We start from the raw sequence: 24,398 nt of genomic DNA on the forward strand, positions 1-24,398 counted from the left end.
CAAGGCGAGCCAGCCAGACAGGGCGAGCACTTCGCGGTGCTGTGCGAGCGTGAGGTTCTTCGCGGTCAGGTCAACGACGCGGCGAAGCCACTGCCGCCCCTCGATGAGGAGCTGATCGCTTGGCATGTAGGGGTACTCAGAGCAGAGGCGGTCCGTGGTGATCCGGAGAGCATCTAGCGTCGCGCCGTCGACGTCGGACCGGTTCAGGCGACTCACGATCTCCAGAGTCTCCATCCCGCTTGCCGTCAAGATCTCCTTGTCACCGTCCCGCCGTGACGGAGCAGGGAAGAGCGCGTGCGTCACCGTGCCGAACACGGCCGCGATGATCGGTTGATAGAAGTCGTTCGGTGCCTGGCCGGACTCCCACCCCGAGCACGGCAAAGAGATCCTGTCGCTGATGGTCTACCTCGCCCGGGTCGCCCCGGCCGTCGGCGTGTCCGTGATGACGTCCACGCAGAAGCCGGACGACAAGGCATGCCCGTCGGAGCTGCGTGACCAGCATCAGGCCCGGTTCGCCCTGCGGGTCGGCGCCTACCAGGTGTCCGATGTCATCCTCGGCGCCGGGGCGTACTCGGAGGGGCTGGACGCGTCCAAGCTGCTGAAGTCCCACAAGGGCGTGGGTCTGCTCAAGGGCATGTCGGACGACTCCGGGATCGTGCGCACCTACCTCGCCGACGGCCGCGACGCCGACCGCATCCTGCCCCGTGCTGCCGCGCTGCGTGAGGCGGAGGGGACGCTGTCGGGTGACGCGGTTGGTGAGGTACCGGCGGCGGAGACGTCCGCGACGATCCTTGACGACGTCGCGGCCGTACTCGGCAAGGGCGAGGCCAAGATGTGGTCCGAAACGGTCGTTGACCGCCTCGCCGACCTGCGCCCGGACGTCTACGGCCCGTGGGCCGAACTGGAGCCCAAGCCCAAGGCCGAAGCGCTCACCGCAGCGCTCAAGCCGTTCGGGATCGGCACGGGGCAGATCAGCCGTCGCATCGACGGCGAACAGGTCAACAAGCGCGGCATCAAGCCCGATGACATCGCCGCCGCGATTACGGAGCGCAACAAGAAGCGGGGCGCCGGATAGGTCCCCGAAGGGTGCTACCGGTAGCGGCAGACGTCGCTACCGGTAGCAACCCCAGCGACATCGGCCGTCTCCGTCGCGTTCCCGCAGACGCACCCGCCGAATACCTCGCCCGCCGACGCGCGGCCAAACGAGCCGCTTGACCACGCCCGGGGCGGCAGCACTCCCGGACAGGACAGCCCGCCGCCCCGGTCCCTATCCCGACACCAAGAAACAGGAGCCTGCCTGTGGCAGAGAAGAAGAAGGCCACTCGCCGTGCCAACGGCGAATCGGCCATCTACCTCGGGGCAGACGGCCGTTGGCACGCCCGCGTGCCGATGGGCTACAAGGACAACGGAGAGCCGCACCGTCGACACCTGACCCGCAAGACGCGCGACGACCTGGTTGAAGAGGTCAAGAAGCTGGAGAAGCAGCGTGACGGGGGGTCGGCGCAACAGCCGGGCAAGGCGTGGACGGTTGAGAAGTGGCTTCAACACTGGGTTGAGAACATCGCCAAGCCGACCGTCAGCGAGAACACGTACGACGGCTACGAGGTCGCCGTTCGCGTGCACCTCGTTCCTGGTGTCGGCAAGCACCGCCTTGACCGCTTGCAGCCCGAGCACCTGGAAAGCCTGTACCGCCGTATGCAGGCGAACGGGGAGCGAAAGGCCGGCACGGCTCACCAGGCTCACCGCACCGCCCGAACCGCGCTGGGGGAGGCGGTGCGGCGCGGCTACGCGGCGAAGAACGCCGCCGCTTTGGCGAAGCCGCCACGGATGGAAGAGGACGAATCCGAGGTTGAGCCCTACTCCGTGGAAGAGGTTCAGTGCCTGTTGCTGGAAGCCAACAAGTGGCGGAACAGCGCGCGTTGGATGCTGGCGCTGGCGCTCGGACTGCGGCAGGGCGAGACGCTCGGACTGCGCTGGTCTGACGTCGACCTCGCCAACGAGTACCTGAAGCTGCGCCGGAACCGGCTGCGCCCCCGGTACAAGCACGGGTGCCCGGAAGCCTCACCGTGTGGCCGGGCGAAAGCGGGGTACTGCCCGGACAAGGTGCAGGTTCGGCGCGAGACCAAGAACACCAAGTCCCGCGTCGGCCGCCGCGCCGTGCCCCTCCCCGGTCCGTTGGTCGCCATGCTCCGCGTCCATGCCGAGACGCAGGAGCGGGAGCGCAAGGCGGCCGGTGACCTGTGGATCGAGTCGGACTACGTGTTCACCAAGCCACTGGGTGGCCCGCTGAGTCCGAACACGGACTATCACGACTGGAAGCGGCTGCTGGAAGACGCGGGGGTCCGGAACGCGCGGCTGCACGACGCCCGGCACACGGCCGCCACCGTCCTCATGTTGCTCGGTGTCCCGGACCGCGTCATTGATCAGATCATGGGGTGGGAGCCGGGCACCTCCGCGAGCATGCGGGCGAGGTACCTGCATGTGCCGGACGCCATGCTCAAGGACGTGGCCCGGAAGATCGCGGATGCCATCTGGGGACCCCCGGAAACGCCCCCTGTGGACAAAAACCAGGACAACGACGGCTGAGGACAACAACGAAGGGGCCCGCTGAAGATCAGCGGGCCCCTTCGTTTTGCCTGTTCAGGCGGCTGCGGAGGATACGAGATTCGAACTCGTGAGGGGTTGCCCCCAACACGCTTTCCAAGCGTGCGCCCTAGGCCTCTAGGCGAATCCTCCGCCGGAAACATTACATGACCCGGAGGAGTGCTCGCGAACTCGTTCCTCCCGCTCGCATCGGGTATTCTTTGCGAAGCCCCTCACGCGGCGCTATCTGACTGAACTCCCCCAGGGCCGGAAGGCAGCAAGGGTAGGTTGGCTCTGACGGGTGCGTGGGGGGCGCTGTCATGCCCGGGGGCGGGGACCGCGGCGGGGATCGTTGTCGGTGGGCGCCTATAACCTCGTAAGCGTGTCGTCTCTCGCGCTGTACCGCCGCTATCGCCCGGAGACCTTCGCCGAGGTCATCGGGCAGGAGCATGTCACCGACCCGTTGCAGCAGGCGCTGCGGAACAACCGGGTCAATCACGCGTACCTGTTCAGCGGGCCGCGCGGATGTGGCAAGACGACGAGCGCGCGCATCCTGGCCCGCTGCCTGAACTGCGAGCAGGGGCCGACGCCCACGCCGTGCGGCGCCTGCCAGTCCTGCCGTGACCTGGCCAGGAACGGGCCCGGTTCCATCGACGTCATCGAGATCGACGCCGCGTCGCACGGCGGCGTGGACGACGCCCGCGAGCTGCGCGAGAAGGCATTCTTCGGCCCCGCCGGCAGCCGCTACAAGATCTACATCATCGACGAGGCCCACATGGTCACGTCGGCCGGCTTCAACGCCCTGCTGAAGGTCGTCGAGGAGCCGCCGGAGCACCTCAAGTTCATCTTCGCCACCACCGAGCCCGAGAAGGTCATCGGGACCATCCGGTCGCGGACCCATCACTACCCGTTCCGGCTGGTGCCGCCCGGCACCCTGCGGGACTACCTCGCCGAGGTGTGCCAGAAGGAGAACATCCCGGTCGAGGACGGGGTGCTGCCGCTCGTGGTGCGCGCCGGGGCCGGGTCCGTGCGTGACTCCATGTCCGTCATGGACCAGCTCCTCGCGGGCGCGGACTCCGACGGTGTGACGTACGCCATGGCCACCGCGCTGCTCGGGTACACCGACGGGTCGTTGCTGGACTCCGTGGTCGAGGCGTTCGCCACCGGTGACGGGGCCGCCGCCTTCGAGGTCGTGGACCGGGTGATCGAAGGGGGCAACGACCCCCGTCGGTTCGTCGCCGATCTGCTGGAACGGCTGCGTGACCTGGTGATCCTCGCCGCCGTGCCGGACGCGGCGGAGAAGGGGCTCATCGACGCCCCCGCCGATGTCGTCGAGCGGATGCAGGCCCAGGCGGGCATCTTCGGCGCCGCCGAGCTGAGCCGCGCCGCCGACCTGGTCAACGAGGGGTTGACCGAGATGCGCGGCGCCACCTCGCCCCGCCTCCAGCTCGAACTCATCTGCGCGCGCGTGCTGCTGCCCGCGGCTTACGGGGACGAGCGTTCCGTCATGGCACGCCTCGACCGGCTTGAGCGCGGCGTCAACTTCTCCGGAGGCGGCGGCGCCCCCACGGCGGGGTACGTCCCCGGTCCCGACGCCCACCCGGGAGGCGGCGGTGGGCTGCCCGGCGGTGGTCCCGCCGCGGCCCGCGCGGCCGTGCGGACACCGGGCGGCGGCGCCTCCCCGACGACACCTCCGGCGACGCCTCCGCAGACACCACCGGGAACCCCTCCCGGTGCCATGTCCACGGCCCCGGCCGCCGCGAGCCCGCAGGCCCCGGCGACTCCGACGCCCGCGCCCGCGGCTCAGCCGGCCCCCGCACCGGCCGCCTCCCAAAACCCGACGTCCGCTCCCGCCGCCACCCCGGGCGCCTGGCCCACCGCGGCGCCCGCGGGCGGTGGGCGACGGCCCGGCGGCTGGCCCACGGCGGCCGCGGCGGGCGGCGGACAACAGCCCCCGGCCGCCGCAGCCCCCCAGGCTCCCGCCGCACCACAGGCCCCGGCCGCCGCCCCGCAGGCCCCGGCCGCCGCCCCGCAGGTTCCGGCCGCCGCCCCGCAGGCCCCGGCGGCGCCCGCCCCCGGCGGTCTCGACCCCCGCATGCTCTGGCCGAACATCCTGGAGGCCGTCAAGAACCGCCGCCGCTTCACCTGGATCCTGCTCAGCCAGAACGCCCAGGTCGCAGGCTTCGACGGCAGCACCCTCCAACTCGGCTTCGTCAACGCGGGCGCCCGCGACAACTTCGCGAGCAGCGGCAGCGAGGACGTACTGCGGCAGGCGTTGGCCGAGCAGTTCAACGTGCAGTGGAAGATCGAGGCGATCGTCGACCCGTCCGGCGGCTCGGCCCCGGCGCCGACCGGCGGAACTCCGGGCGGCTACGGCGGCGGAGGCGGCCACGGCGGTGGCGGAACCCAGGGAACCCAGCAGGGGGCCCAGGGTTACGGCGCCCCCGGCACCGCGCCCGGCCCACGCCCCGCCGCACCCCAGCAGGCGGCACCGCCACCCGCGGCGCCCCAGGACCGGTCCGCCGCCGCGCCGACCGCCGCCGCCCCGGCTCCCCGGCCGACGGCGGCTCCGGAGCCGCCCCCGGTCGCCCCCGAGGACGACATCCCCGAGGACGACGACCCCGACCTCGACGAGTCGGCCCTGTCCGGCCACGAACTGATCGTGCGGGAACTGGGCGCGACGGTGGTGGAGGAGTTCACGAACGACTAGGACACGACCCGCACCGACCGAGGAGCGGGCGATCCCGGTACGCCAGCGGACCTCGCCGCCCCGGGGAGCGGCCCGGTCCGGTGCGCCAGCGGTCCTCGCCGCCCCGGGGAGCGGCCCGGTCCGGGTGCACCAGCGCTGTTCGCTGACCGGGGGCAGTGGCCAGTACCGGTGCGCTCTTCGCTGACCGGGGGCAGTGGCCGGTCCGGGCACGCCGGCAACTCCCCGCCGAACGGGGGCAGCGGCCGGTCCCGTTGCGCTCTTCGCTGACCGGAGGTGGGCCGCATGCGTCAGCGTTCCTCGCCGACCGTTGCGCCAGCGGCCCGCGCCGCCCCGGGGTGGGGTCCGGGTACGCCGGCGATTCTCGCCGACCGAGGGCAGCGGGCGGTCCGGATACGCCGGCCCTCCCCGCCCGACCCAGGGCGCGATCCCGTCCAAGTGCGCCAGCAGTCCTCGCCCCTCCCTCCCGTACTTCTCCCTTCTCATTCCTCCTTGTCTCCAGATCTCGCCGGTTCCTTTGGGTTTCTTTGGATTTCTCCGGCCTTCTCCGGAGGCCTTCGGCGGTTCGTACAAGCCCGCCGCCCCCGCCCCCTCGGCGGCCCGCACAAAGTGGTGCCCTCCGTGCCGGTTAGGCTGACCCCGTGAAGGTCCTCGTCATCGGCGGCGGCGCCCGCGAACACGCCCTGTGCCGTTCCCTGTCCCTCGACCCCGCCGTCACCGCGCTGCACTGCGCCCCCGGCAACGCCGGCATCGCCGAGGTCGCCGAGCTGCACCCGGTCGACGCCCTCGACGGCGCGGCCGTCGCCGCACTGGCCACCGGACTCGGCGCCGACCTCGTGGTCGTCGGCCCGGAGGCCCCGCTGGTCGCCGGGGTCGCCGACCACGTGCGCGCGGCGGGCATCCCCGTGTTCGGCCCGTCCGGGGAGGCCGCGCGGATCGAGGGATCCAAGGCGTTCGCCAAGGACGTGATGGCGGCGGCCGGGGTGCCCACGGCCCGCTCCTACGTCTGCACCAGCGCCGACCAGGTCGCCGCGGCGCTCGACGCCTTCGGGGCGCCGTACGTCGTCAAGGACGACGGTCTCGCCGCAGGCAAGGGCGTCGTCGTCACGCATGACCTCGCCGCCGCGAAGGCGCACGCCGCCGCCTGCGAGCGCGTGGTCGTGGAGGAGTTCCTCGACGGCCCCGAGGTGTCCCTGTTCGCGATCACCGACGGCGAGACCGTCGTCCCGCTCCAGCCCGCGCAGGACTTCAAGCGCGCCCTGGACGGGGACGAGGGCCCCAACACCGGCGGCATGGGCGCGTACTCGCCGCTGCCCTGGGCCGACCCGAAGCTGGTGGACGAGGTCCTGGAGACCGTTCTGCGGCCGACCGTCGTCGAGATGCGCCGCCGCGGCATCCCCTTCTCCGGCCTGCTCTACGCCGGCCTCGCGATCACCTCGCGCGGCGTGCGGGTCATCGAGTTCAACGCCCGCTTCGGCGACCCCGAGACCCAGGCGGTGCTGGCCCGGCTGAAGACCCCGCTGGCCGGCGTGCTGCTCGCCGCCGCGCGGGGCACCCTCGCCGACGTGGAGCCGCTGCGCTGGAGCGAGGACGCCGCGGTCACCGTGGTCGTCGCCTCGCACAACTACCCCGGCAGCCCGCGCACCGGCGACCCGATCAGCGGTCTCGACGCGGTGGCCGCCGAGGACGCCCCGCACACCTACGTCCTGCACGCCGGGACCAGGCGGGACGGCGACGCGATCGTCAGCGCCGGCGGCCGGGTCCTGTCCGTGACGGCGACCGGCGCGGACCTGGCCCAGGCCCGCGACCGCGCGTACACGGCCGTGGGGCGTATCGGTCTCGACGGATCCCAGCACCGTACGGACATCGCGGCCCAGGCGGCGGGCGTCTGACCGCACGTCGACGCAGCTCAGGCCCCGGACGCAAATCCGGGGCCTGATCTTTGCCGTCCGTCATCCACCTCTGACCAAAGCCATTCCATCGAGTGAGCGATGTTCCATCCGGCTGACGGCGGCCGGGGCCCCAACTAGGGTGCGGCGCATGCGTTCCGGCACTTGGCCCACCGGCATTGCGATGTCAGTGGCGGGTGCCACAGTGGGGGAGTGAGCAACGCCAGGAAAGCGCCAGGACAGTAAGGGGGTGACGTCCGGTCGTGAGCGGTATGGATGTGGAGGCGGGCGCGCAGGCCGCGCGCTCCCGGGCGCTCGCCGTGCTGCGGGTGCGCGGCCGGGCGCTGGCCGTGGCGGTGCTGCCCGCCGCGGCGGCCGTGATCCTGCTGACCGGGGGCAGCACCGGCCATCTCGTGGGCGGCGGCTGGGACATCGCGCGCGGGATCGTGACCGTGGTCGCCCTGCTGGTGCTGCTGGCCGCGGCGGGCGTCGCCCTGGTCGTGGCCCGCGCCCGGCCCGCCGTCAGCCCGACGATCCCGATCTTCGAGGAGTCCGCCCCGGATCTGTACCGGATGGTGCGCGACCTCGCCGACCGCCTGGACGTACCGGCACCGTCCGCCATAGCGCTCACCCCGGACTGCGACAGCTGGCTGGAGGACCGCACCCACCCCGCGCACGGCCCGCCCGCGGCACGCCGTCGCGACGAACTGACGGACCCGGGGCGGCGCCCCCACCGTCGTACGCCCGCCACGCCCGTCCTTGTGATCGGCTCTCCCTTCCTGTGGTGGATGCGCGTCGGTGAGCTGCGCGCGGTCCTCGCCCCGGTCGTCGCCGGTACGGGACCCTCGGCGCACCCCGACATAGCGGCGGCCCGCCGCTTCGTCCGGGGGCTGGACGCGGCGGTGGCCGTGACCTCGGCGCCCGGCCGCGGCCCGCTCGCCCGCACCGTGCTCGCGGGCGCCGGCTGGGCGGCCCGGCTGATGCTGCGCGGCTGCCGGGGGCATGCCGCCGAGATGGAGCGGGGCGTGGCGGCGGCCGCCGCCGAGCGTGCCCAGGCCGTGGACTACGGCCTGCGGATCGTCGCGCAGGAGCAGGTGGGCCTGGCGTACGCGGGCTGGGACCGGCTGCTGACCCGCGTCGCGCTCCCCGCCTGGCGGATGGGCCGCTGGCCGTCCCGGCTGGACGCGGGCGTCGTCGCGGCGCTGACCGAGCTGTCCCGCCGTGACCGGCTGGCCGAGGGCTTCGCCTCCCGGCTCGGCGAGCGTCCGGCCTGCGATCTGCTGGAGGAGCCCGGCACGGTGGACGAGGCCGCCTCGCTGCTCGCCGCCCGCCTCTTCCACGGCGGCCCGGCGGAGCCGGGACCCGACTGGTCACCGGTGGACTGGCAGGAGTACCCGGAGGAGGTCGTCGACCGCAAGTGGCGTACGGACGCCGCCCGGCTCCACCGCGTCCTGGACGCGTTGGGCGTACGCCCGGTGCCGGACGCCACCGCCCGGGACCCCGAGGGCCCCACCCTGGCCCGGGTCCTCGACCACCTGTCACACCCACCGACCCCCACCGCCCCCCTCGACCTCACCGACCACCCGCACCCGACGGACCTCACCGACCACGGGCACCCGAGGGACCTCACCGACCAACCGCACCGGAGGGACCTCACCGACCACCCAGGCCGGACCGATCTCACCGACCGCTCAGGCCCAACCGACCACCCCGGCCCCACCGGCTACCCGAGCCCGGCCGACCACGCCGGCCCGAGTGGCCCCGACAACCCACCCGATGTCACCGATCCCGGCGGCGCCGCGGAGTCCGATTGGCCGGAGTGGTCGGAGTGGTCGGAGCGGTACGACGAGACGGGTGCCGACACCGGGACCCCGCGCGGTGCCGCGCTCGCCGCCCGGCTCAGCGCCGAGCTGGCCCGTGAGGAGGCGTCGGCCGCCGCCGCGCCCACCGGCCGGGCCGCCCCCGGCCAGGGCCCCGACACCGCCCTGTGGGACGACGGCGCCCTGCCGCTCTTCCCGCTCCAGCCGCCGCGCACCGCCCGTGAACTCCTCGCCGACCACGTCACGGCGATGGTCTGCTGCGCCGCCATGGACACCGCCGGCGCCACCCCCGGCCTGGACTGGCTCGACGGCCCGTCCCTGATGGTCAACGGAGAGCGGGCCGCCGACCTGGGGTCCAGAGTGCTCAGCCTGACCGAGGACGGCGACCCGGCCCCGCTGCGCGCCTGGCTGGCCGAGTCGGGGATACGCCCGGAGAAGCCACTACGGCTGGTCTGACACCCCACCCCGGCCCCCGGACACCCGGCATCGCACCTCGCCCCGGCCCCGGTATCCGGCGTCGAGCCCCGCCCCGGCTCCTGGGCACCCGGTGTCGCGGCTCGCCCCGGCTCCCGGACATCCGGTGTCGCGGCTCGCCCCGGCTCCCGGACATCCGGTGTCGCGGCTCGCCCCGGCTCCCGGACATCCGGTGTCGCGGCTCGCCCCGGCTCCTGGGCACCCGGTGTCGCACTCGCCCCGGCCCCCGGAACCCGGCATCGCACCCCGCCCGGCCCCCCGGAGATCCTGGGGACACCCCGCATACCGGAGGTCGATCTTCCACTTCTAGTCGATTCACCACAAGTAGTGACCATACGCGTGCGGAATGTGATGTGCTGGGATCGTTCGCGCACCCGGCGCCGGAGGGCGCGCGTGGCAGCGCGGACGGCGCATCACGGGGGCACGAGGGAGGGGAGCGACCATGGGATCCGAGCACATCCGCCGCTGGGAGTCGGGCGCACTCGCGCACGCCGTCAGCGACCCCTTCGGCCAGGGACCCGTTCCCTGGCTGCGCGGCAGCGAGACCTACTTCGACGACACGGGTCATGTCGTCCCCTGGTACGTGGACCCGATCCCGCAGCAGTCCGCCGGCAACGCCGCCGGCACCGCCCGGGTGCCGGCGCCGCGTTCGTCCGGCGGCCCGCGCTCGGCCGACGACGTGCACCGGCAGATCAAGGGCTTCACCTCGACCGGCGCGGTGGCACCGGGCGAGGCCGTCGACTTCCACATCACGGTCGACCCGCCGCAGGAGTTCAGCGTCGACGTCTACCGGATCGGTCATTACGGCGGCGACGGCGCCGCCAAGATCACCACCAGCCCCCGGCTCTCCGGCATCGTCCAGCCCCCGCCGCTGACCGCCGACCGCACGGTCTCCTGCCACCACTGGTGGCTGTCCTGGCGGCTCCAGGTCCCGTCGTCCTGGAGCAACGGCGCCTACGTCGCCGTCCTCACCACCGTGGACGGCTACCGCTCCCACGTGCCCTTCACGGTCCGCGACAGCCGGCCCGCCGATCTGCTCCTGCTGCTGCCCGACATCACCTGGCAGGCATACAACCTCTACCCGGAGGACGGCCGCACCGGCGCCAGCCTCTATCACGCCTGGGACGAAGAGGGCCGGCTGCTCGGCGAGGCGGACGCGGCGACCACCGTCTCCTTCGACCGTCCGTACGCGGGCGCGGGCCTGCCCCTGCACGTCGGCCACGCCTACGACTTCATCCGCTGGGCCGAGCGCTACGGCTACGACCTCGCCTACGCCGACGCCCGCGATCTGCACGCCGGCCGCGTCGACCCCACCCGCTACCGGGGCCTGATCTTCCCCGGCCACGACGAGTACTGGTCGGCCAACATGCGCCGCACCGCGGAGCTGGCCCGGGACAACGGCACCTCGCTGGTCTTCCTGTCCGCCAACACCATGTACTGGCAGGTGGAACTGGGCCCCGCCCCGTCCGGCGTCCCCGACCGCCTGCTCACCTGCCGCAAGCGCAAGGGCCCCGGCCGGCCGGTGCTGTGGCGGGAGATCGACCGGCCCGAGCAGCAACTCGTCGGCATCCAGTACGCGGGCCGGGTCCCCGAACCCCGCCCCCTGGTCGTGCGCAACGCGAGCCACTGGCTGTGGGAGGCGACCGGCGCGTACGAGGGCGACGAACTGGCCGGCCTGGTGGCGGGCGAGGCCGACCGCTACTTCCCGCGCACCCCGCTGCCCGACCACGAGGGGCGCATCCTGCTGGCCCACTCCCCCTACACCGACAACGACGGCGTCCTGCGCCACCAGGAGACCTCGCTGTACCGGGCGCCCTCCGGCGCGCTCGTCTTCGCTTCCGGTACGTTCGCCTGGTCCCCGGCCCTGGACCGCCCCGGGCATGTGGACAGCCGTGTCCAGCGCGCCACGGCGAATCTGCTGGACCGTATCTGCAAGCGGGACTGACCCCCTGTCGGCGGCCTCTGTCCGATACGGGAGAATCAACCCGTTGGACAGAGCCACGGGGAGGAACCGTGTCCGGATTCGTCGAAAAGCCCGAACCGATCCAGGTTCCGGGTCTGGTGCATCTGCACACCGGGAAGGTGCGCGAGCTGTACCAGAACGAGGCGGGCGACCTCGTGATGGTCGCCAGCGATCGCATCTCCGCCTACGACTGGGTGCTGCCGACCGAGATCCCCGACAAGGGCCGGGTGCTCACCCGGCTGTCCCTGTGGTGGTTCGACCAGCTCGCCGACCTGGTGCCGAACCATGTGCTGAGCACGGAGCTGCCCGCGGGGGCGCCCGCCGACTGGGCGGGCCGCACCCTGGTCTGCAAGTCGCTGCGGATGATCCCCGTCGAGTGCGTGGCCCGCGGCTATCTGACCGGCTCGGGCCTGGTCGAGTACGACGAGTCCCGTACGGTCTGCGGCCTTGCCCTGCCCGAGGGCCTGGTCGACGGCTCCGAACTGCCCGCCCCGATCTTCACCCCGGCCACCAAGGCCGAGGTAGGCGAGCACGACGAGAACGTCTCCTACGAGGAGGTCGCCCGCCGGGTCGGCGCGGAGACCGCGGCGCAGCTGCGCCAGGCCACCCTCGCCGTGTACTCCCGGGCCCGGGACATCGCCCGTGACCGCGGGATCATCCTGGCCGACACCAAGTTCGAGTTCGGCTTCGACGGACAGACACTGGTCCTCGCCGACGAGGTGCTCACCCCTGACTCCTCCCGCTTCTGGCCGGCCGACCAGTGGCAGCCGGGCCGTGCGCAGCCGTCGTACGACAAGCAGTTCGTGCGCGACTGGCTGACCTCCGCCGAGTCGGGCTGGGACCGCAGGAGCGAGCAGCCCCCGCCGGCGCTGCCGCAGGAGGTCGTGGCGGCGACCCGGGCGAAGTACCTGGAGGCGTACGAGCGGCTGACCGGCACGAGCTGGAGCTGACGGCACGAAAAGACCCCGGTCCGATGGACCGGGGTCTCATTCCCGAGCGGACGACGAGGCTCGAACTCGCGACCTCAACCTTGGCAAGGTTGCGCTCTACCAACTGAGCTACGTCCGCGTTGCGCCGTGGCGCGAGAGCCACTATACCCAACCTCGCTCACGGGCGAGACGGACCGCGGCATGACGGTTCTCGGCGCCGAGCTTGGTCACCGCGGAGGAGAGGTAGTTCCGCACGGTCCCCTGGGACAGCGCGGCCCGCTGGGCGATCTCCGCGACCGGTGCCCCGTCCGCGGCCAGCTCCAGCACCTCAGCCTCCCGCGCGGACAGCGGAGAGTCCCCGGCGGAGATCGCGTCGGCGGCCAACTCCGGGTCGACGTAGCGGTTTCCGGCGTGCACGGTACGGATGATCTCCGCGAGCCGCTGGGCGCTGAGCGTCTTCGGCACGAAGCCGCGCACACCCGCGGCGAGGGCCCGTTTCAGATGTCCGGGGCGGCCGTGCCCGGTGACGATCAGCACCTGGCAGTCGGGCAGCTCGGCCCGTACCGATGTGGCGACCCTCACACCGTCGGCGCCGGGCATCTGCAGATCCAGCACGGCCACGTCCGGCCGGTGGGCGCGGGCCATCGCCAGCGCCTCGGGTCCGCTCGCCGCCTCCGCCACCACGAGGAGGTCGTCCTCCAGGGCGAGCAGCGCGGCCAGCGCGCCCCGGATGAGGTGTTCGTCGTCGGCGAGCAGCAGCCGTACCGGGGAACTCATCGCCTCACTCCGCTCTGACTCGTCAAGGGCACCTCGGCCACCAGCCGGAACCCGTCCGCTCCGACGGCGTCCGCCTCCAGCGTGCCGTCCACCGCGGCCAGCCGTTCCCGCAGTCCCGCGAGCCCGGCACCCCCGCCGGTGGCGTCGGGGGTGCCGGACCTCCCGTCGTTCTCCACGGTCAGCACCACGTGTCCGTCGCGCATCCCGAGGTCCACGCGGCAGCGCACGGCGTTGCCGTGCCGCAGCACATTGGTGGTGGCCTCGCGCACCACCCAGCCCAGCGCCGACTGCACGTCGGCGGGCAGCCCCGTGGCCTCGCCCGTCACCGCGCAGTCGATCCCGGCCGCGGTCAACACACCCTGGGCGCCGTGGAGTTCGACGGTGAGGTCGGCGTCGCGGTAGCCGCGTACGACGTCCCGCACCTCGCGCTGCGACTCCCGTGCGATGCGCTGCACCTCGATCATCTGCTCCACGGCCTCCGGCCGCTCGCGTCGCGCGAGTCGCACGGCCAGCTCGCTCTTGAGCGCTATCACCGACAGGTTGCGCCCCAGCACGTCGTGCAGGTCGCGTCCGAACCGCAGCCGTTCCTCGGCGACGGCGAGCCGGGTGCGGGTCTCGCGGGCCGCGTCGAGTTCGTAGACGGCGTTCAGCAGCCACACGGAGAAGATGCAGGTGAAGGCGAGGAGCCCGGCGCCGACCAGGACCGTGAGGACGGCGATCAGCGCGCCGGGACCGGGCACGCCCAGCGGGAGGGCGATCAGTCCGGCGCCGGCCGCGAAGCCGGTCACGAGCGCGAGCACCTGCCGCCGGTTGCGCATCCCGAGCGGAATCGTCCCGGCGCCGAAGGTCAGCACGCAGACGAACACCGTCATCGTGGCCGCGTCGACGCCGTCGCCGTCCGGCCAGGACTCCCTCAGGCCGAGCGCGGCGAGTGCGATCCCGAAGGTGACCGCGCCGTACGCCCACAGCAGCCGCACCGGCTGCGGGCGCCCACCGCGGGTCCAGTCCAGCGCGCGGGAGGCGGTGAGGGCGCCGAGCACCGCGTGCGCCAGCACCATCGCCGTGAGCCAGCCCGCGAGGGCCGCGTCCCCCCGCGCGAACGCCGACAGTGCGATCGTCGCCAGCTCCATCGCCGAGAAGAAGTGGAACGACCAGCGCGTATAGGTCTCGACCTTGCCCGGCGTGCTCTTCCGCCGCCACCAGCCGTGCCCGTCGCCCATCTCCCCGTCCCTCTGTGTCCCTCGGCCGTCGGCCCGTGGTCAGCGCCGCGGCTCCCAGCGGAACCACCGCCGTACAGCAAACACCGCGACCACGGTCCAGGCCAGCGCGATGACCAGGGCGCCCAGTGCCTCGAACCCGCCCCCGTGGACACGTCGGAGGTCGGTGACCTCGATCACGTGCTCGTGCTCGTCGCTGTCCATGGCACCAGCGTCCCGGCGCACCGGGCGGGGCGGCAGTGCGCGATGTCATCGCCCGGCATGACAAATGTCAGAGACGGCCGGGGCCGGGGCCGTCGGCCCGACGGCCATGGAAAAACCCCGGTCCGATGGACCGGGGTCTCATTTCCCGAGCGGACGACGAGGCTCGAACTCGCGACCTCAACCTTGGCAAGGTTGCGCTCTACCAACTGAGCTACGTCCGCATTGCTCCCGATCGGCTCCCACCGACCGGTGCGGGCACCAGCCTACCCGATCCTCTTGAGTGGTCAGGACGGCGATGCAGAGCGGGTGACAGGAATTGCACACTGCGCCTTCCCCCTGGAAGGGGGATGTTCTGCTACTGAACTACACCCGCAAGCACTCCGGGGCTTCGGCCTTTCGGCCTCGCCCCTCGGCGTGCTCCAGACTCTAGCTGATCAGGAGGGGTGCAGCGCAAGTCGGTTGCGTCGAGGGGCGGGTGACCTGTCGTCGGCCGCGCTCACTGCGCGGCGCTGAACGCCTCGTAGACCTTCTTGGGGATGCGGCCCCGCGCGGGCACGTCCATCTTGTTCGCCTGCGCCCAGGCGCGCACGGCCGCCGGATCGGGGGCGACCTCCGTCTGCCGGTACGCCTTGCCCGACCTGGACCGCTTGCGGCCGGCCGCCACGTACGGCTCCAGGGCCTTACGCAGTTTCTTGGCGTTGGCCTTGTTCAGGTCGATCTCGTACGACTTGCCGTCGAGTCCGAAGGCGATCGTTTCCGCCGCTTCCGAGCCGTCGATGTCGTCAAAGAGAGTGACCACGACCTTCTGCGCCACGAATATCGGTCCCTTCGTGCGGCACCTCATACAGCTCAGCTGCGATGACGTGCCGAGTATCGGCTATTGCCAATTCATTTGTACAGTGCCCGGCAATGAAATGTGAAGCCCGACTAAATCCCTCAGCGTGTCCGAGCGCAATAGCCATGGGGGGTCGACCGAGGATCTTTCCCGGAACTTTTCACAACCGCACCCCTTCGATGCCGGATCGTGATGGCGATCACGTAGGTTCCTCCAACTCTACCCGCGTAGAAATTTCGTACGGGTACGCTGAAGGAACCTGCTCAGCACCACACACCGGGAGTGCCAGTGGCACGCGTCGTAGTCGACGTCATGCTCAAGCCGGAGATCCTCGACCCCCAGGGCCAGGCGGTCCAGCGTGCCCTGCCGCGCCTGGGTTTCGAAGGCATCTCGGATGTACGTCAGGGAAAGCGATTCGAACTGGAAGTTGACGGGCCGGTCGACGAGGCCGCGCTCGCGCGCATCCACGATCTTGCGGAATCCTTCCTCGCCAACACCGTGATCGAGGACTTCACCGTCAAGGTCGAAGCGGAGGCGGAAGTCGCGGAGGCCGCCAAGTGACCGCTCGTATTGGCGTCGTCACTTTCCCGGGGAGCCTCGACGACAAGGACACCCGGCGCGCGATCCGCCTCGCAGGCGCCGAACCGGTCGCCCTGTGGCACAAGGACAAGGACCTCAAGCAGGTCGACGCCGTGGTGCTGCCCGGCGGCTTCTCCTACGGCGACTATCTGCGGGCCGGCGCCATCTCCCGGTTCTCGCCGGTGATGGGGAGCGTCATCGAGCAGGCGCGGGCCGGACTGCCGGTCCTCGGCATCTGCAACGGCTTCCAGATCCTCACCGAGGCCCACCTCCTGCCGGGTGCGATGCTCGGCAACGACCACCTCCACTTCATCTGCCGCGACCAGAAGCTGCGGGTGGAGAACGCGCGAACCGCCTGGACCGGCGACTACCGCGAGGGCCAGGAGATCCGCATCCCGCTGAAGAACATGGACGGCCGGTACGTCGCCGACCCGTACACGCTCGACGAGCTGGAGGCCGAGGGCCGGGTCGTCTTCCGCTACCTGGCCCGCGGCGAAGCCGCTGACGGATACGGCAACCCCAACGGTTCGCTGCGCGACATCGCCGGCATCACCAACGAGGCGGGCAACGTCGTCGGCCTCATGCCGCACCCCGAGCACGCCGTGGAACCGCTGATCGGTACCGGCCGCACCGACGGCCTCCCCTTCTTCACCTCGATCCTCAAGAAGCTGGTGGGCGCATGAGCCGGACGCCTCTGGACACGGTCGAGCACGCGGCCGCGACCCCCGACGTCGAGCTGCCCTGGGCCGAACTCGGCCTGAAGAAGGACGAGTACGAGCGGATCGTGGAGATCCTGGGCCGCCGCCCGACCGGCGCCGAACTCGCCATGTACTCCGTCATGTGGTCCGAGCACTGCTCGTACAAGTCCTCCAAGGTCCATCTGCGCCAGTTCGGCGAGAAGGCCCCCGAGTCCGACGCGCTCCTCGTCGGCATCGGCGAGAACGCCGGCGTCGTGGACGTCGGCCAGGGCTACGCCGTGACCTTCAAGGTCGAGTCGCACAACCACCCCTCCTACGTCGAGCCCTACCAGGGCGCGGCCACCGGAGTCGGCGGCATCGTCCGCGACATCATCGCGATGGGCGCACGCCCGGTCGCCGTGGTCGACCCGCTGCGCTTCGGCGCGGCCGACCACCCCGACACCAAGCGGGTGCTCCCCGGAGTCGTCGCCGGCATCGGCGGCTACGGCAACTGCCTCGGCCTGCCCAACATCGGCGGCGAGGTCGTCTTCGACGCCTGCTACCAGGGCAACCCGCTGGTCAACGCCGGTGCCATCGGCGTGATGCGGCACGAGGACATCCACCTGGCGAAGGCGTCCGGCGCCGGCAACAAGGTCATCCTGTACGGCGCCCGCACGGGCGGCGACGGCATCGGCGGCGCCTCGATCCTCGCCTCCGAGACCTTCGACGAGGCGAAGCCCTCCAAGCGCCCCGCCGTCCAGGTCGGCGACCCCTTCCAGGAGAAGCTCCTCATCGAGTGCACCCTGGAGGCGTTCCAGGAGAAGCTGGTCGTCGGCATCCAGGACCTGGGCGCGGCCGGCCTGTCCTGCGCCACCTCCGAACTGGCCTCCAACGGCTCCGGCGGCATGCGCGTCACCCTGGACGACGTCCCGCTGCGCGACTCCACGCTCTCGCCCGAGGAAATCCTCATGAGCGAGTCGCAGGAACGCATGTGCGCGGTGGTCGAGCCTCAGAAGGTCGACCGCTTCCTGGAGATCTGCGCCAAGTGGGACGTCATCGCCACGGTGATCGGCGAGGTCACCGACGGCGACCGGCTGGAGATCTACTGGCACGGCGGCAAGATCGTCGACGTCGACCCGCGCACGGTCGCGCACGAGGGCCCGGTGTACGAGCGCCCGTACGCCCGCCCGGCCTGGCAGGACGAACTCCAGGCGGACGACGCGAACAAGCTGCCCCGGGCGGCGACGTCGGCGGAGCTGAAGGACCAGGTCCTCAAGCTCGTGGGCTCACCCAACCAGGCGTCGAAGAAGTGGATCACGTCCCAGTACGACCACTTCGTGCAGGGCAACACGGTGCTGGCGCAGCCCGAGGACTCGGGCATGATCCGCATCGACGAGTCGACCGGTCTCGGCGTCGCCATCGCCACGGACGGCAACGGCCGCTACGCCAAGCTCGACCCGTACACGGGCGCGCAGCTGGCGCTCGCCGAGGCGTACCGGAACGTGGCGACGACCGGTGCGAAGCCCCTCGCGGTCTCCGACTGCCTGAACTTCGGCTCGCCCGAGGACCCCGCCGTGATGTGGCAGTTCGCGGAGGCGGTGCGTGGGCTCGCGGACGGCTGCCGGCAGCTGGGCACGCCGGTGACGGGCGGCAACGTCTCCCTGTACAACCAGACGGGCGAGGCCGCGATCCACCCCACCCCGGTCGTGGCGGTCCTGGGCGTCATCGACGATGTGGCCCGCCGCACCCCCGTCGCCTTCCAGGAGGAGGGTCAGCTGCTCTACCTCCTCGGCGACACGCGGGAGGAGTTCGGTGGCTCGGCCTGGTCCCAGGTGATCCACGACCACCTGGGCGGTCTGCCGCCGGCCGTGGACCTGGAACGCGAGCGTCTGCTCGGCGAGATCCTGATCTCCGCGTCCCGCGACGGCATGATCGACTCCGCGCACGACCTGTCGGACGGCGGTCTGATCCAGGCGGTCGTCGAGTCGGCCCTGCTCGGCGGGAAGGGCGCGCGCCTGGTCGTGCCGGACGGCCTGGACGCCTTCACCTTCCTCTTCTCCGAGTCGGCCGGCCGCGCGCTCGTCGCGGTGCCCCGCTCGGAGGAGGTCCGCTTCAACGACATGTGCGGCGCGCGGGGCCTGCCGGCCACCCGCATCGGCGTGGTGGACGGCGACACGATCACCCTCCAGAACGAGTTCGACCTCCCCCTGACCGACCTACGCACCACCCACGAATCAACAATCCCGTCCCTCCTGACCTAACCCCCCGGAGCCCCGCCCACGGCGGGGCTCCACCCCTGAAGGGGGCGCGGGGAACTGCGCGCTCAGCCACGATGAGCCGGCACCCGCCCGCCGACGGATCCCGCCCCTTCCGGAGGCGCCGGGACCACGCAACGATGCTGAGGACCAACGCCCCTGAAGGGGGCGCGGGGAACTGCGCGCTCAGCCACGATGAGCCGGCACCCGCCCGCCGACGGATCCCACCCTTTCCGGAGGCGCCGGGACCACGCAACGATGCTGAGGACCAACGCCCCTGAAGGGGGCGCGGGGAACTGCGCGCTCAGCCACAATGAACCCGCACCCGCCCGCCAACGGACCCCACCCGTTCCCAAGGCGCCCTCACACAACACACCCTTTCGGCCCCCAGCGGAGCGTCCATGCCACCGGCCAAATCGCGTACCCGCACCTACGACCCCGCCAGAACCCGCACCGCGGTCCTCGCCCAGCTGCGCACCGTACGGGAAGCGGTCCGCACCCTCACCCCCGAACAGCTGGCGCTTCCCACGCGGCTCGGCGACTGGACCGTACGCGAACTCGTCGCGCACATCGGGATGGCGGTCACGGCGATCGGCCGTTCCCTCGACCGGCCCGAGCCACCCCGGCAGGACACCACGCTCCTCGACTGGCCGTTCGCCACCTCGGCCAACGCCCCGGCCATCGACGAGTTCACCCGCGCTCTGGTGGGGCGCCACCCCGACCCGGTCGCCTACCTCACGGACGTGGAGCGCGACCTCGTCGCCCAGCTCGACACGCATCCCGGCAGCCGCATTCTGGACACCAACGCCGGCGCCCTGCCGCTCGCCGACTACCTCGTCACCCGGACCGTGGAACTCGTCGTCCACACCGACGACCTGAACGCCGCCGTGCCCGGCCTTGAGGTCCCCTGCGACCGGCAGGCGCTCGCCGCGGCGACCCGTCTGCTCGCCGACGCCCTCGCGGTGAAGGCACCGGGCGGCTCCACCGAGGTGCGCATCCCGCCGTACGCCGTCGTGCAGTGCGTGCAAGGGCCCCGGCACACCCGCGGCACTCCGCCGAACGTCGTGGAGACGGACCCGCTGACCTGGGTCCGGCTCGCCACGGGACGGCTGGCCTGGGCGGACGCCGTCGCGGACGCGAAGGTCAGCGCGAGCGGCGAACGCGCGGACCTCGGCGGGCTGCTGCCGCTGATGTCGTAACACGAACCGATACGCGGATGTCGTAGCGCGAACCGAAGACCGGGCTGCCGCGTCCAAGGGCCATGGAGACCACGGACAGCACGGACCGCACGGACCGCACCTGGGCCAGGAACCGGAAGCGGCGGCGCCTGACCCTGATGGCCCCGCTCGTGCTGCTGCCGCTCGCGGCCTGCGGCAGCGAGCGTGTGAACGGCGGCGGCTCGGGCTCCGTCCACACGTCCGTCACCGGTGTCCGCTGGAGCGTCGACAGCGTCACCGTGGACGGCACGATGCGGCGGGCGCCCGCCGGGGCCTACGCCGAGTTCACCGACGGCCGGGTCCGGGGCAGCTACGGTTGCAACCAGTTCAGCGCCCGGGCCGTCTTCGACGGCGGCCGACTGACGCTCGAAGACGCCGAGATGACCGAGATGGGCTGCGCGCGGGAGCCGATGGCCTTCGAGCGGGTGCTGGCCCGTACCCTCGCCGACGGCCCGCTCACCATGCGGGTGCGCGGCGGCGAACTGACCCTCGGCACCGAGGCCGGCGACTCCGTGCGGCTGTCCGAGGAACCGGACGCCCCGCTGCGGGGCACCAAGTGGACCATCACGGCACTCGGCGCCGGCGGCCCCGACGGCACCGCGGCCTCGCTGCCCGGCGGCGCCGCACCGTATCTCGTCTTCGGCGAGAAGAGCGGCCGGGTCACCGGCAGCCTGGGCTGCAACCGGGTGACCGCGAAGGCCACGGTCCGCGACGCCCATATCACTCTGGGCACCGCCGCCACCACCCGAAGGGTGTGCGACGTCTCACTCATGCGTACGGAAAAGAGCCTGCTGCGCCTCTTCGACGGCACGGTCGGCTACCGCCTGGATCACCGCAGCCTCACGCTGACCAGCGAAAACGGCGAGAGGGTCAGCGCGGTCGCGGAGCCGTGACGGATGACGAACACGTATCTTCGGGGCATTAGCCAATTCGGACCAGTGGTCGATCTCGCCTACACTCGGACGCGTGCCACGTGGTGACGGTCGACTCAATCACGATCTGCTCCCCGGCGAGAAGGGCCCCCAGGACGCGTGTGGCGTCTTCGGGGTCTGGGCTCCGGGCGAAGAGGTCGCAAAACTCACGTACTTCGGGCTCTACGCCCTCCAGCACCGGGGTCAGGAATCCGCGGGAATCGCGGTCAGCAACGGCTCCCAGATCCTCGTCTTCAAGGACATGGGCCTGGTCTCGCAGGTCTTCGACGAGACTTCGCTCGGTTCGCTCCAGGGTCATATCGCGGTCGGACACGCCCGCTACTCGACCACCGGCGCCTCCGTGTGGGAGAACGCCCAGCCGACGTTCCGCGCCACGGCGCACGGTTCCATCGCGCTCGGCCACAACGGCAACCTGGTCAACACGGCACAGCTCGCCGAGATGGTCGCCGATCTGCCGAAGGACACCAACGGCCGCTCGACCCGGGTCGCGGCCACCAATGACACCGACCTGCTCACGGCGCTCCTCGCCGCCCAGGTCGACGACGACGGCAAGCCGCTGACCATCGAGGAGGCCGCGCACTCGGTCCTCCCCAAGGTCAGGGGCGCGTTCTCGCTGGTCTTCATGGACGAGCACACCCTGTACGCCGCCCGTGACCCGCAGGGCGTCCGCCCGCTGGTGCTGGGCCGCCTGGAGCGCGGCTGGGTGGTCGCCTCGGAGACCGCCGCCCTCGACATCACGGGTGCCAGCTTCGTGCGTGAGATCGAGCCCGGCGAGTTCGTGGCGATCGACGAGAACGGTCTGCGTACGTCGCGATTCGCGGAAGCGAAGCCCAAGGGCTGTGTCTTTGAGTATGTGTACCTGGCCCGCCCGGACACCGACATCGCCGGCCGCAACGTGTATCTCTCCCGGGTCGAGATGGGCCGCCGCCTCGCCAAGGAGTCCCCGGTCGAGGCCGACCTGGTGATAGCGACCCCGGAGTCCGGCACCCCGGCCGCCATCGGCTACGCGGAGGCCAGCGGGATCCCGTTCGGCGCCGGTCTCGTCAAGAACGCGTACGTCGGCCGGACCTTCATCCAGCCCTCGCAGACCATCCGCCAGCTCGGCATCCGTCTGAAGCTGAATCCGCTCAAGGAAGTCATCAGGGGCAAGCGCCTGGTCGTCGTGGACGACTCGATCGTGCGCGGCAACACCCAGCGCGCCCTGGTCCGCATGCTCCGCGAGGCGGGCGCGGCCGAGGTGCACATCCGGATCTCCTCGCCCCCCGTCAAGTGGCCCTGCTTCTTCGGCATCGACTTCGCCACCCGCGCCGAGCTGATCGCCAACGGCATGTCCATCGACGAGATCGGCACCTCGCTGGGCGCCGATTCCCTGGCCTACATCTCCATCGACGGCATGATCGAGGCGACCACCATCGCCAAGCCGAACCTGTGCCGCGCCTGCTTCGACGGCGAGTACCCGATGGAACTCCCGGACCCCGAACTGCTCGGCAAGCAGCTCCTGGAGACCGAGTTGGCGGCCGGCACGGCCGCCCCGGCCGCAGTCGACGCGATCCGTCGCCCGTAACACCTGCCGTACGACACGAAAGTCACAGTCATGCCTGAGACCACTGGTGCCAGCTACGCAGCCGCGGGCGTCGACATCGAGGCGGGCGACCGCGCCGTCGAGCTGATGAAGGAGTGGGTGAAGAAGACCCGGCGCCCCGAGGTGCTGGGCGGCCTCGGCGGCTTCGCCGGACTGTTCGACGCCTCGGCGCTCAAGGGCTACGAGCGCCCGCTGCTGGCCTCCGCCACCGACGGCGTCGGCACGAAGGTCGACATCGCCCGTCAGCTGGGCGTGTACGACACCATCGGCCATGACCTGGTCGCGATGGTCATGGACGACATCGTGGTGTGCGGCGCCGAGCCGCTGTTCATGACCGACTACATCTGCGTCGGCAAGGTGCGCCCTGAGCGGGTCGCGGCCATCGTGAAGGGCATCGCGGAGGGCTGTGTGCTGGCCGGCTGCGCCCTGGTGGGCGGCGAGACGGCCGAGCACCCGGGTCTGCTGGGCGAGGACGACTTCGATGTCGCCGGCGCCGGCACGGGCGTCGTGGAGGCCGACCGGCTGCTGGGCGCGGATCTCATCCGTACGGGTGACACGGTGATCGCCATGGCGTCCTCCGGTCTTCACTCGAACGGGTACTCCCTGGTCCGTCATGTGCTGCTGAACCAGGCCGGGCTGTCCCTGGACGCGCGGATCGAGGAGTTCGGCCGTAGCCTCGGCGAGGAACTGCTGGAGCCGACGAGGATCTACTCCCTGGACTGCCTGGCGTTGACCCGCACCGCCGAGGTGCACGCCTTCAGCCATGTGACCGGCGGCGGGCTCGCCGCCAATCTCGCGCGGGTGATCCCGGACGGGCTGCACGCGGTCGTCGACCGTGCCACCTGGGCCCCGGGCCCGGTCTTCGACCTGGTCGGCAGGGTGGGTGAGGTAGCGCGACCGGAGCTGGAGAAGACCCTCAACATGGGCGTCGGCATGATCGCGGTCGTCCCGCAGGAGTCGACGGACACGGCGCTCACGACGCTAGCCGACCGCGGGGTCGACGCCTGGGTGGCCGGCGAGATCACCGACCGAGGGGACGAACCCACGGGTGCGAGGCTGGTCGGCGACTACGCGTAACCGCGACGTCAGCACAAATCCCGGTCCGGTGGTGAACCCCGGACCGGGATGACACGGCTGAGCCGCTGCCAGCGTCACGCGCCGCGACGGTGTTGCGAGGACTGGCCGTCCTCGTCCTCCTCGTCGTCGTCCTCATAGAGGTCGGCGTACCGTGAATACAGGTCGTCGTCATGCTCATCGTCCTCGAAGCGGTCGCCGTTCGGCGACTGGTTCGACGTCGATGCGCCCAGCTCCTCGGCCAGGCGTGAGAGGTCCGTCCCACCGCTGTTGTACTTCAGCTGGCGGGCGACCTTCGTCTGCTTGGCCTTGGCCCGGCCGCGCCCCATGGCTCGACCCCCTCAACGACGGGGCTCGACGGCCCCAGAGTCTGACACGCGTTCATGATCTGGAACGGACTCTCCGCAGAGAGGCCCGTCCGTAGGGCTTCCACGGTACCTGAGCCCGCGCCCATACGGTACGTCGCCCGCAGGACGCGCGTGTGCGCAGGACCGGCGAGGTGCCCCGTCCTCGCTGGTCAGTGGCGATTTTAACCACTTATCCGGGGACGACCCGCCGGTTGAAGTGAGAGTTCTCTCCAACTTCGCGCCGCCGGGTACCGATCTCACGTGTGATCAGGGGCCGGTCCGGCCTGGTGACCAACCAGGTCCGGCCAAGTCCGTAACGGTTCGACCGCGCCCTGAA

Annotated in this window: 18 protein-coding genes, 4 tRNA genes, 1 other RNA gene and 2 pseudogenes; 15 read left to right on the top strand and 10 right to left on the bottom strand. The window is 71.5% G+C overall.

What is annotated here, in order from left to right; genetic code table 11:
- Nucleotides 1-315, bottom strand: a pseudogene (locus AC27LF_RS43595) (XRE family transcriptional regulator); the annotation flags it as partial.
- An 82-nt stretch (nt 316-397) separates the two neighbouring features.
- On the opposite strand from AC27LF_RS43595, the gene AC27LF_RS43600 reads away from it, so the two are divergent.
- Together AC27LF_RS43600 and AC27LF_RS43605 are read left to right on the top strand one after the other, a co-directional pair.
- Complete coding sequence (locus tag AC27LF_RS43600) at nt 398-1,075, top strand: hypothetical protein (protein WP_479662108.1); 678 nt, start codon at nt 398-400, stop codon at nt 1,073-1,075.
- A 224-nt stretch (nt 1,076-1,299) separates the two neighbouring features.
- Entirely contained in the window at nt 1,300-2,586 is a 1,287-nt protein-coding gene (locus AC27LF_RS43605; protein ID WP_479662107.1) for a tyrosine-type recombinase/integrase, read from the top strand.
- Nucleotides 2,587-2,651: 65 nt separating this feature from the next.
- On the opposite strand, the gene AC27LF_RS43610 is transcribed toward AC27LF_RS43605, so the two are convergent.
- Nucleotides 2,652-2,736, bottom strand: a tRNA-Ser gene (locus tag AC27LF_RS43610).
- 71 nt (nt 2,737-2,807) lie between these two features.
- On the opposite strand from AC27LF_RS43610, the gene ffs reads away from it, so the two are divergent.
- From ffs to AC27LF_RS43640, 6 genes are all read left to right on the top strand, one after another.
- An RNA gene (gene ffs / locus AC27LF_RS43615) (signal recognition particle sRNA small type) lies at nt 2,808-2,906 on the top strand.
- Between the two features lie 59 nt (nt 2,907-2,965).
- Nucleotides 2,966-5,293, top strand: a complete 2,328-nt coding sequence (locus AC27LF_RS43620) for a DNA polymerase III subunit gamma and tau (RefSeq protein ID WP_479662106.1) — start codon at nt 2,966-2,968, stop codon at nt 5,291-5,293.
- 638 nt (nt 5,294-5,931) lie between these two features.
- Nucleotides 5,932-7,182 (top strand): phosphoribosylamine--glycine ligase, encoded by a 1,251-nt coding sequence (gene purD, locus AC27LF_RS43625; protein ID WP_479662105.1) that lies wholly within the window; start codon nt 5,932-5,934, stop codon nt 7,180-7,182.
- A 269-nt stretch (nt 7,183-7,451) separates the two neighbouring features.
- Complete coding sequence (locus tag AC27LF_RS43630) at nt 7,452-9,455, top strand: M48 family metalloprotease (RefSeq protein WP_479662109.1); 2,004 nt, start codon at nt 7,452-7,454, stop codon at nt 9,453-9,455.
- A 460-nt stretch (nt 9,456-9,915) separates the two neighbouring features.
- Nucleotides 9,916-11,418: a N,N-dimethylformamidase beta subunit family domain-containing protein gene (locus AC27LF_RS43635; RefSeq protein ID WP_479662104.1), complete on the top strand. Its 1,503-nt coding sequence runs from the start codon at nt 9,916-9,918 to the stop codon at nt 11,416-11,418.
- Between the two features lie 68 nt (nt 11,419-11,486).
- Nucleotides 11,487-12,386 (top strand): phosphoribosylaminoimidazolesuccinocarboxamide synthase, encoded by a 900-nt coding sequence (locus AC27LF_RS43640; RefSeq protein ID WP_479662103.1) that lies wholly within the window; start codon nt 11,487-11,489, stop codon nt 12,384-12,386.
- Nucleotides 12,387-12,431: 45 nt separating this feature from the next.
- Here AC27LF_RS43640 and AC27LF_RS43645 read toward each other — a convergent pair.
- The 7 genes and pseudogenes from AC27LF_RS43645 to AC27LF_RS43675 form a co-directional block, all read right to left on the bottom strand.
- Nucleotides 12,432-12,504: transfer RNA gene (locus tag AC27LF_RS43645), tRNA-Gly, on the bottom strand.
- Between the two features lie 23 nt (nt 12,505-12,527).
- Entirely contained in the window at nt 12,528-13,142 is a 615-nt protein-coding gene (locus AC27LF_RS43650; RefSeq protein WP_479662102.1) for a response regulator, read from the bottom strand.
- Nucleotides 13,139-14,362 carry a histidine kinase gene (locus tag AC27LF_RS43655; RefSeq protein ID WP_479662101.1) on the bottom strand — a complete coding sequence of 408 codons (1,224 nt, stop codon included), beginning with the start codon at nt 14,360-14,362 and terminating at the stop codon, nt 13,139-13,141. The genes AC27LF_RS43650 and AC27LF_RS43655 overlap by 4 nt, the downstream gene beginning before the upstream one ends.
- A 39-nt stretch (nt 14,363-14,401) precedes the next feature.
- Nucleotides 14,402-14,497 (bottom strand): annotated as a pseudogene (locus AC27LF_RS43660) (ABC transporter permease); the annotation flags it as partial.
- Nucleotides 14,498-14,711: 214 nt separating this feature from the next.
- Nucleotides 14,712-14,784, bottom strand: a tRNA-Gly gene (locus tag AC27LF_RS43665).
- 80 nt (nt 14,785-14,864) lie between these two features.
- Nucleotides 14,865-14,936: transfer RNA gene (locus AC27LF_RS43670), tRNA-Gly, on the bottom strand.
- A 123-nt stretch (nt 14,937-15,059) separates the two neighbouring features.
- Nucleotides 15,060-15,377, bottom strand: coding sequence for a histone-like nucleoid-structuring protein Lsr2 (locus AC27LF_RS43675; protein WP_404034514.1), 318 nt, complete (start codon nt 15,375-15,377; stop codon nt 15,060-15,062).
- A gap of 309 nt (nt 15,378-15,686) precedes the next feature.
- Between AC27LF_RS43675 and purS the strand changes: the two genes are divergently transcribed.
- The 7 genes from purS to purM all read left to right on the top strand — a co-directional run bounded on the left by purS (nt 15,687) and on the right by purM (nt 23,717).
- The gene (gene purS, locus AC27LF_RS43680; RefSeq protein WP_479662100.1) at nt 15,687-15,959 is read left to right on the top strand and encodes a phosphoribosylformylglycinamidine synthase subunit PurS; all 273 of its coding nucleotides are present in this window, start codon (nt 15,687-15,689) and stop codon (nt 15,957-15,959) included.
- Nucleotides 15,956-16,660, top strand: coding sequence for a phosphoribosylformylglycinamidine synthase subunit PurQ (gene purQ, locus AC27LF_RS43685; RefSeq protein WP_479662099.1), 705 nt, complete (start codon nt 15,956-15,958; stop codon nt 16,658-16,660). The genes purS and purQ overlap by 4 nt, the downstream gene beginning before the upstream one ends.
- Entirely contained in the window at nt 16,657-18,915 is a 2,259-nt protein-coding gene (gene purL / locus AC27LF_RS43690; protein WP_479662098.1) for a phosphoribosylformylglycinamidine synthase subunit PurL, read from the top strand. The genes purQ and purL overlap by 4 nt, the downstream gene beginning before the upstream one ends.
- Before the next feature lie 395 nt (nt 18,916-19,310).
- Entirely contained in the window at nt 19,311-20,108 is a 798-nt protein-coding gene (locus AC27LF_RS43695) for a maleylpyruvate isomerase family mycothiol-dependent enzyme (RefSeq protein WP_479662097.1), read from the top strand.
- Nucleotides 20,109-20,170: 62 nt separating this feature from the next.
- The gene (locus AC27LF_RS43700) at nt 20,171-21,019 is read left to right on the top strand and encodes an META domain-containing protein (RefSeq protein ID WP_479662096.1); all 849 of its coding nucleotides are present in this window, start codon (nt 20,171-20,173) and stop codon (nt 21,017-21,019) included.
- Nucleotides 21,020-21,092: 73 nt separating this feature from the next.
- Nucleotides 21,093-22,622 carry an amidophosphoribosyltransferase gene (gene purF / locus AC27LF_RS43705; protein ID WP_404034502.1) on the top strand — a complete coding sequence of 510 codons (1,530 nt, stop codon included), beginning with the start codon at nt 21,093-21,095 and terminating at the stop codon, nt 22,620-22,622.
- 30 nt (nt 22,623-22,652) lie between these two features.
- Nucleotides 22,653-23,717, top strand: coding sequence for a phosphoribosylformylglycinamidine cyclo-ligase (purM, locus tag AC27LF_RS43710; protein WP_479662095.1), 1,065 nt, complete (start codon nt 22,653-22,655; stop codon nt 23,715-23,717).
- A 74-nt stretch (nt 23,718-23,791) separates the two neighbouring features.
- Here purM and AC27LF_RS43715 read toward each other — a convergent pair whose 3' ends face one another.
- The gene (locus tag AC27LF_RS43715) at nt 23,792-24,043 is read right to left on the bottom strand and encodes a DUF3073 domain-containing protein (RefSeq protein WP_121895237.1); all 252 of its coding nucleotides are present in this window, start codon (nt 24,041-24,043) and stop codon (nt 23,792-23,794) included.
- Nucleotides 24,044-24,398 lie beyond the last annotated feature (355 nt).

Source organism: Streptomyces diversicolor (assembly GCF_057537855.1).

Excerpts from the sequence above, each read along its gene's own strand:
- AC27LF_RS43600 (WP_479662108.1), top strand. The coding sequence starts at position 398 with ATGGTCTACCTCGCCCGGGTCGCCCCGGCCGTCGGCGTGTCCGTGATG.
- AC27LF_RS43630 (WP_479662109.1), top strand. The coding sequence starts at position 7,452 with ATGGATGTGGAGGCGGGCGCGCAGGCCGCGCGCTCCCGGGCGCTCGCC.
- AC27LF_RS43635 (WP_479662104.1), top strand. The coding sequence starts at position 9,916 with ATGGGATCCGAGCACATCCGCCGCTGGGAGTCGGGCGCACTCGCGCAC.
- AC27LF_RS43650 (WP_479662102.1), bottom strand. The coding sequence starts at position 13,142 with ATGAGTTCCCCGGTACGGCTGCTGCTCGCCGACGACGAACACCTCATC.
- AC27LF_RS43655 (WP_479662101.1), bottom strand. The coding sequence starts at position 14,362 with ATGGGCGACGGGCACGGCTGGTGGCGGCGGAAGAGCACGCCGGGCAAG.
- purL (WP_479662098.1), top strand. The coding sequence starts at position 16,657 with ATGAGCCGGACGCCTCTGGACACGGTCGAGCACGCGGCCGCGACCCCC.
- AC27LF_RS43695 (WP_479662097.1), top strand. The coding sequence starts at position 19,311 with ATGCCACCGGCCAAATCGCGTACCCGCACCTACGACCCCGCCAGAACC.
- AC27LF_RS43700 (WP_479662096.1), top strand. The coding sequence starts at position 20,171 with ATGGAGACCACGGACAGCACGGACCGCACGGACCGCACCTGGGCCAGG.
- purM (WP_479662095.1), top strand. The coding sequence starts at position 22,653 with ATGCCTGAGACCACTGGTGCCAGCTACGCAGCCGCGGGCGTCGACATC.
- AC27LF_RS43715 (WP_121895237.1), bottom strand. The coding sequence starts at position 24,043 with ATGGGGCGCGGCCGGGCCAAGGCCAAGCAGACGAAGGTCGCCCGCCAG.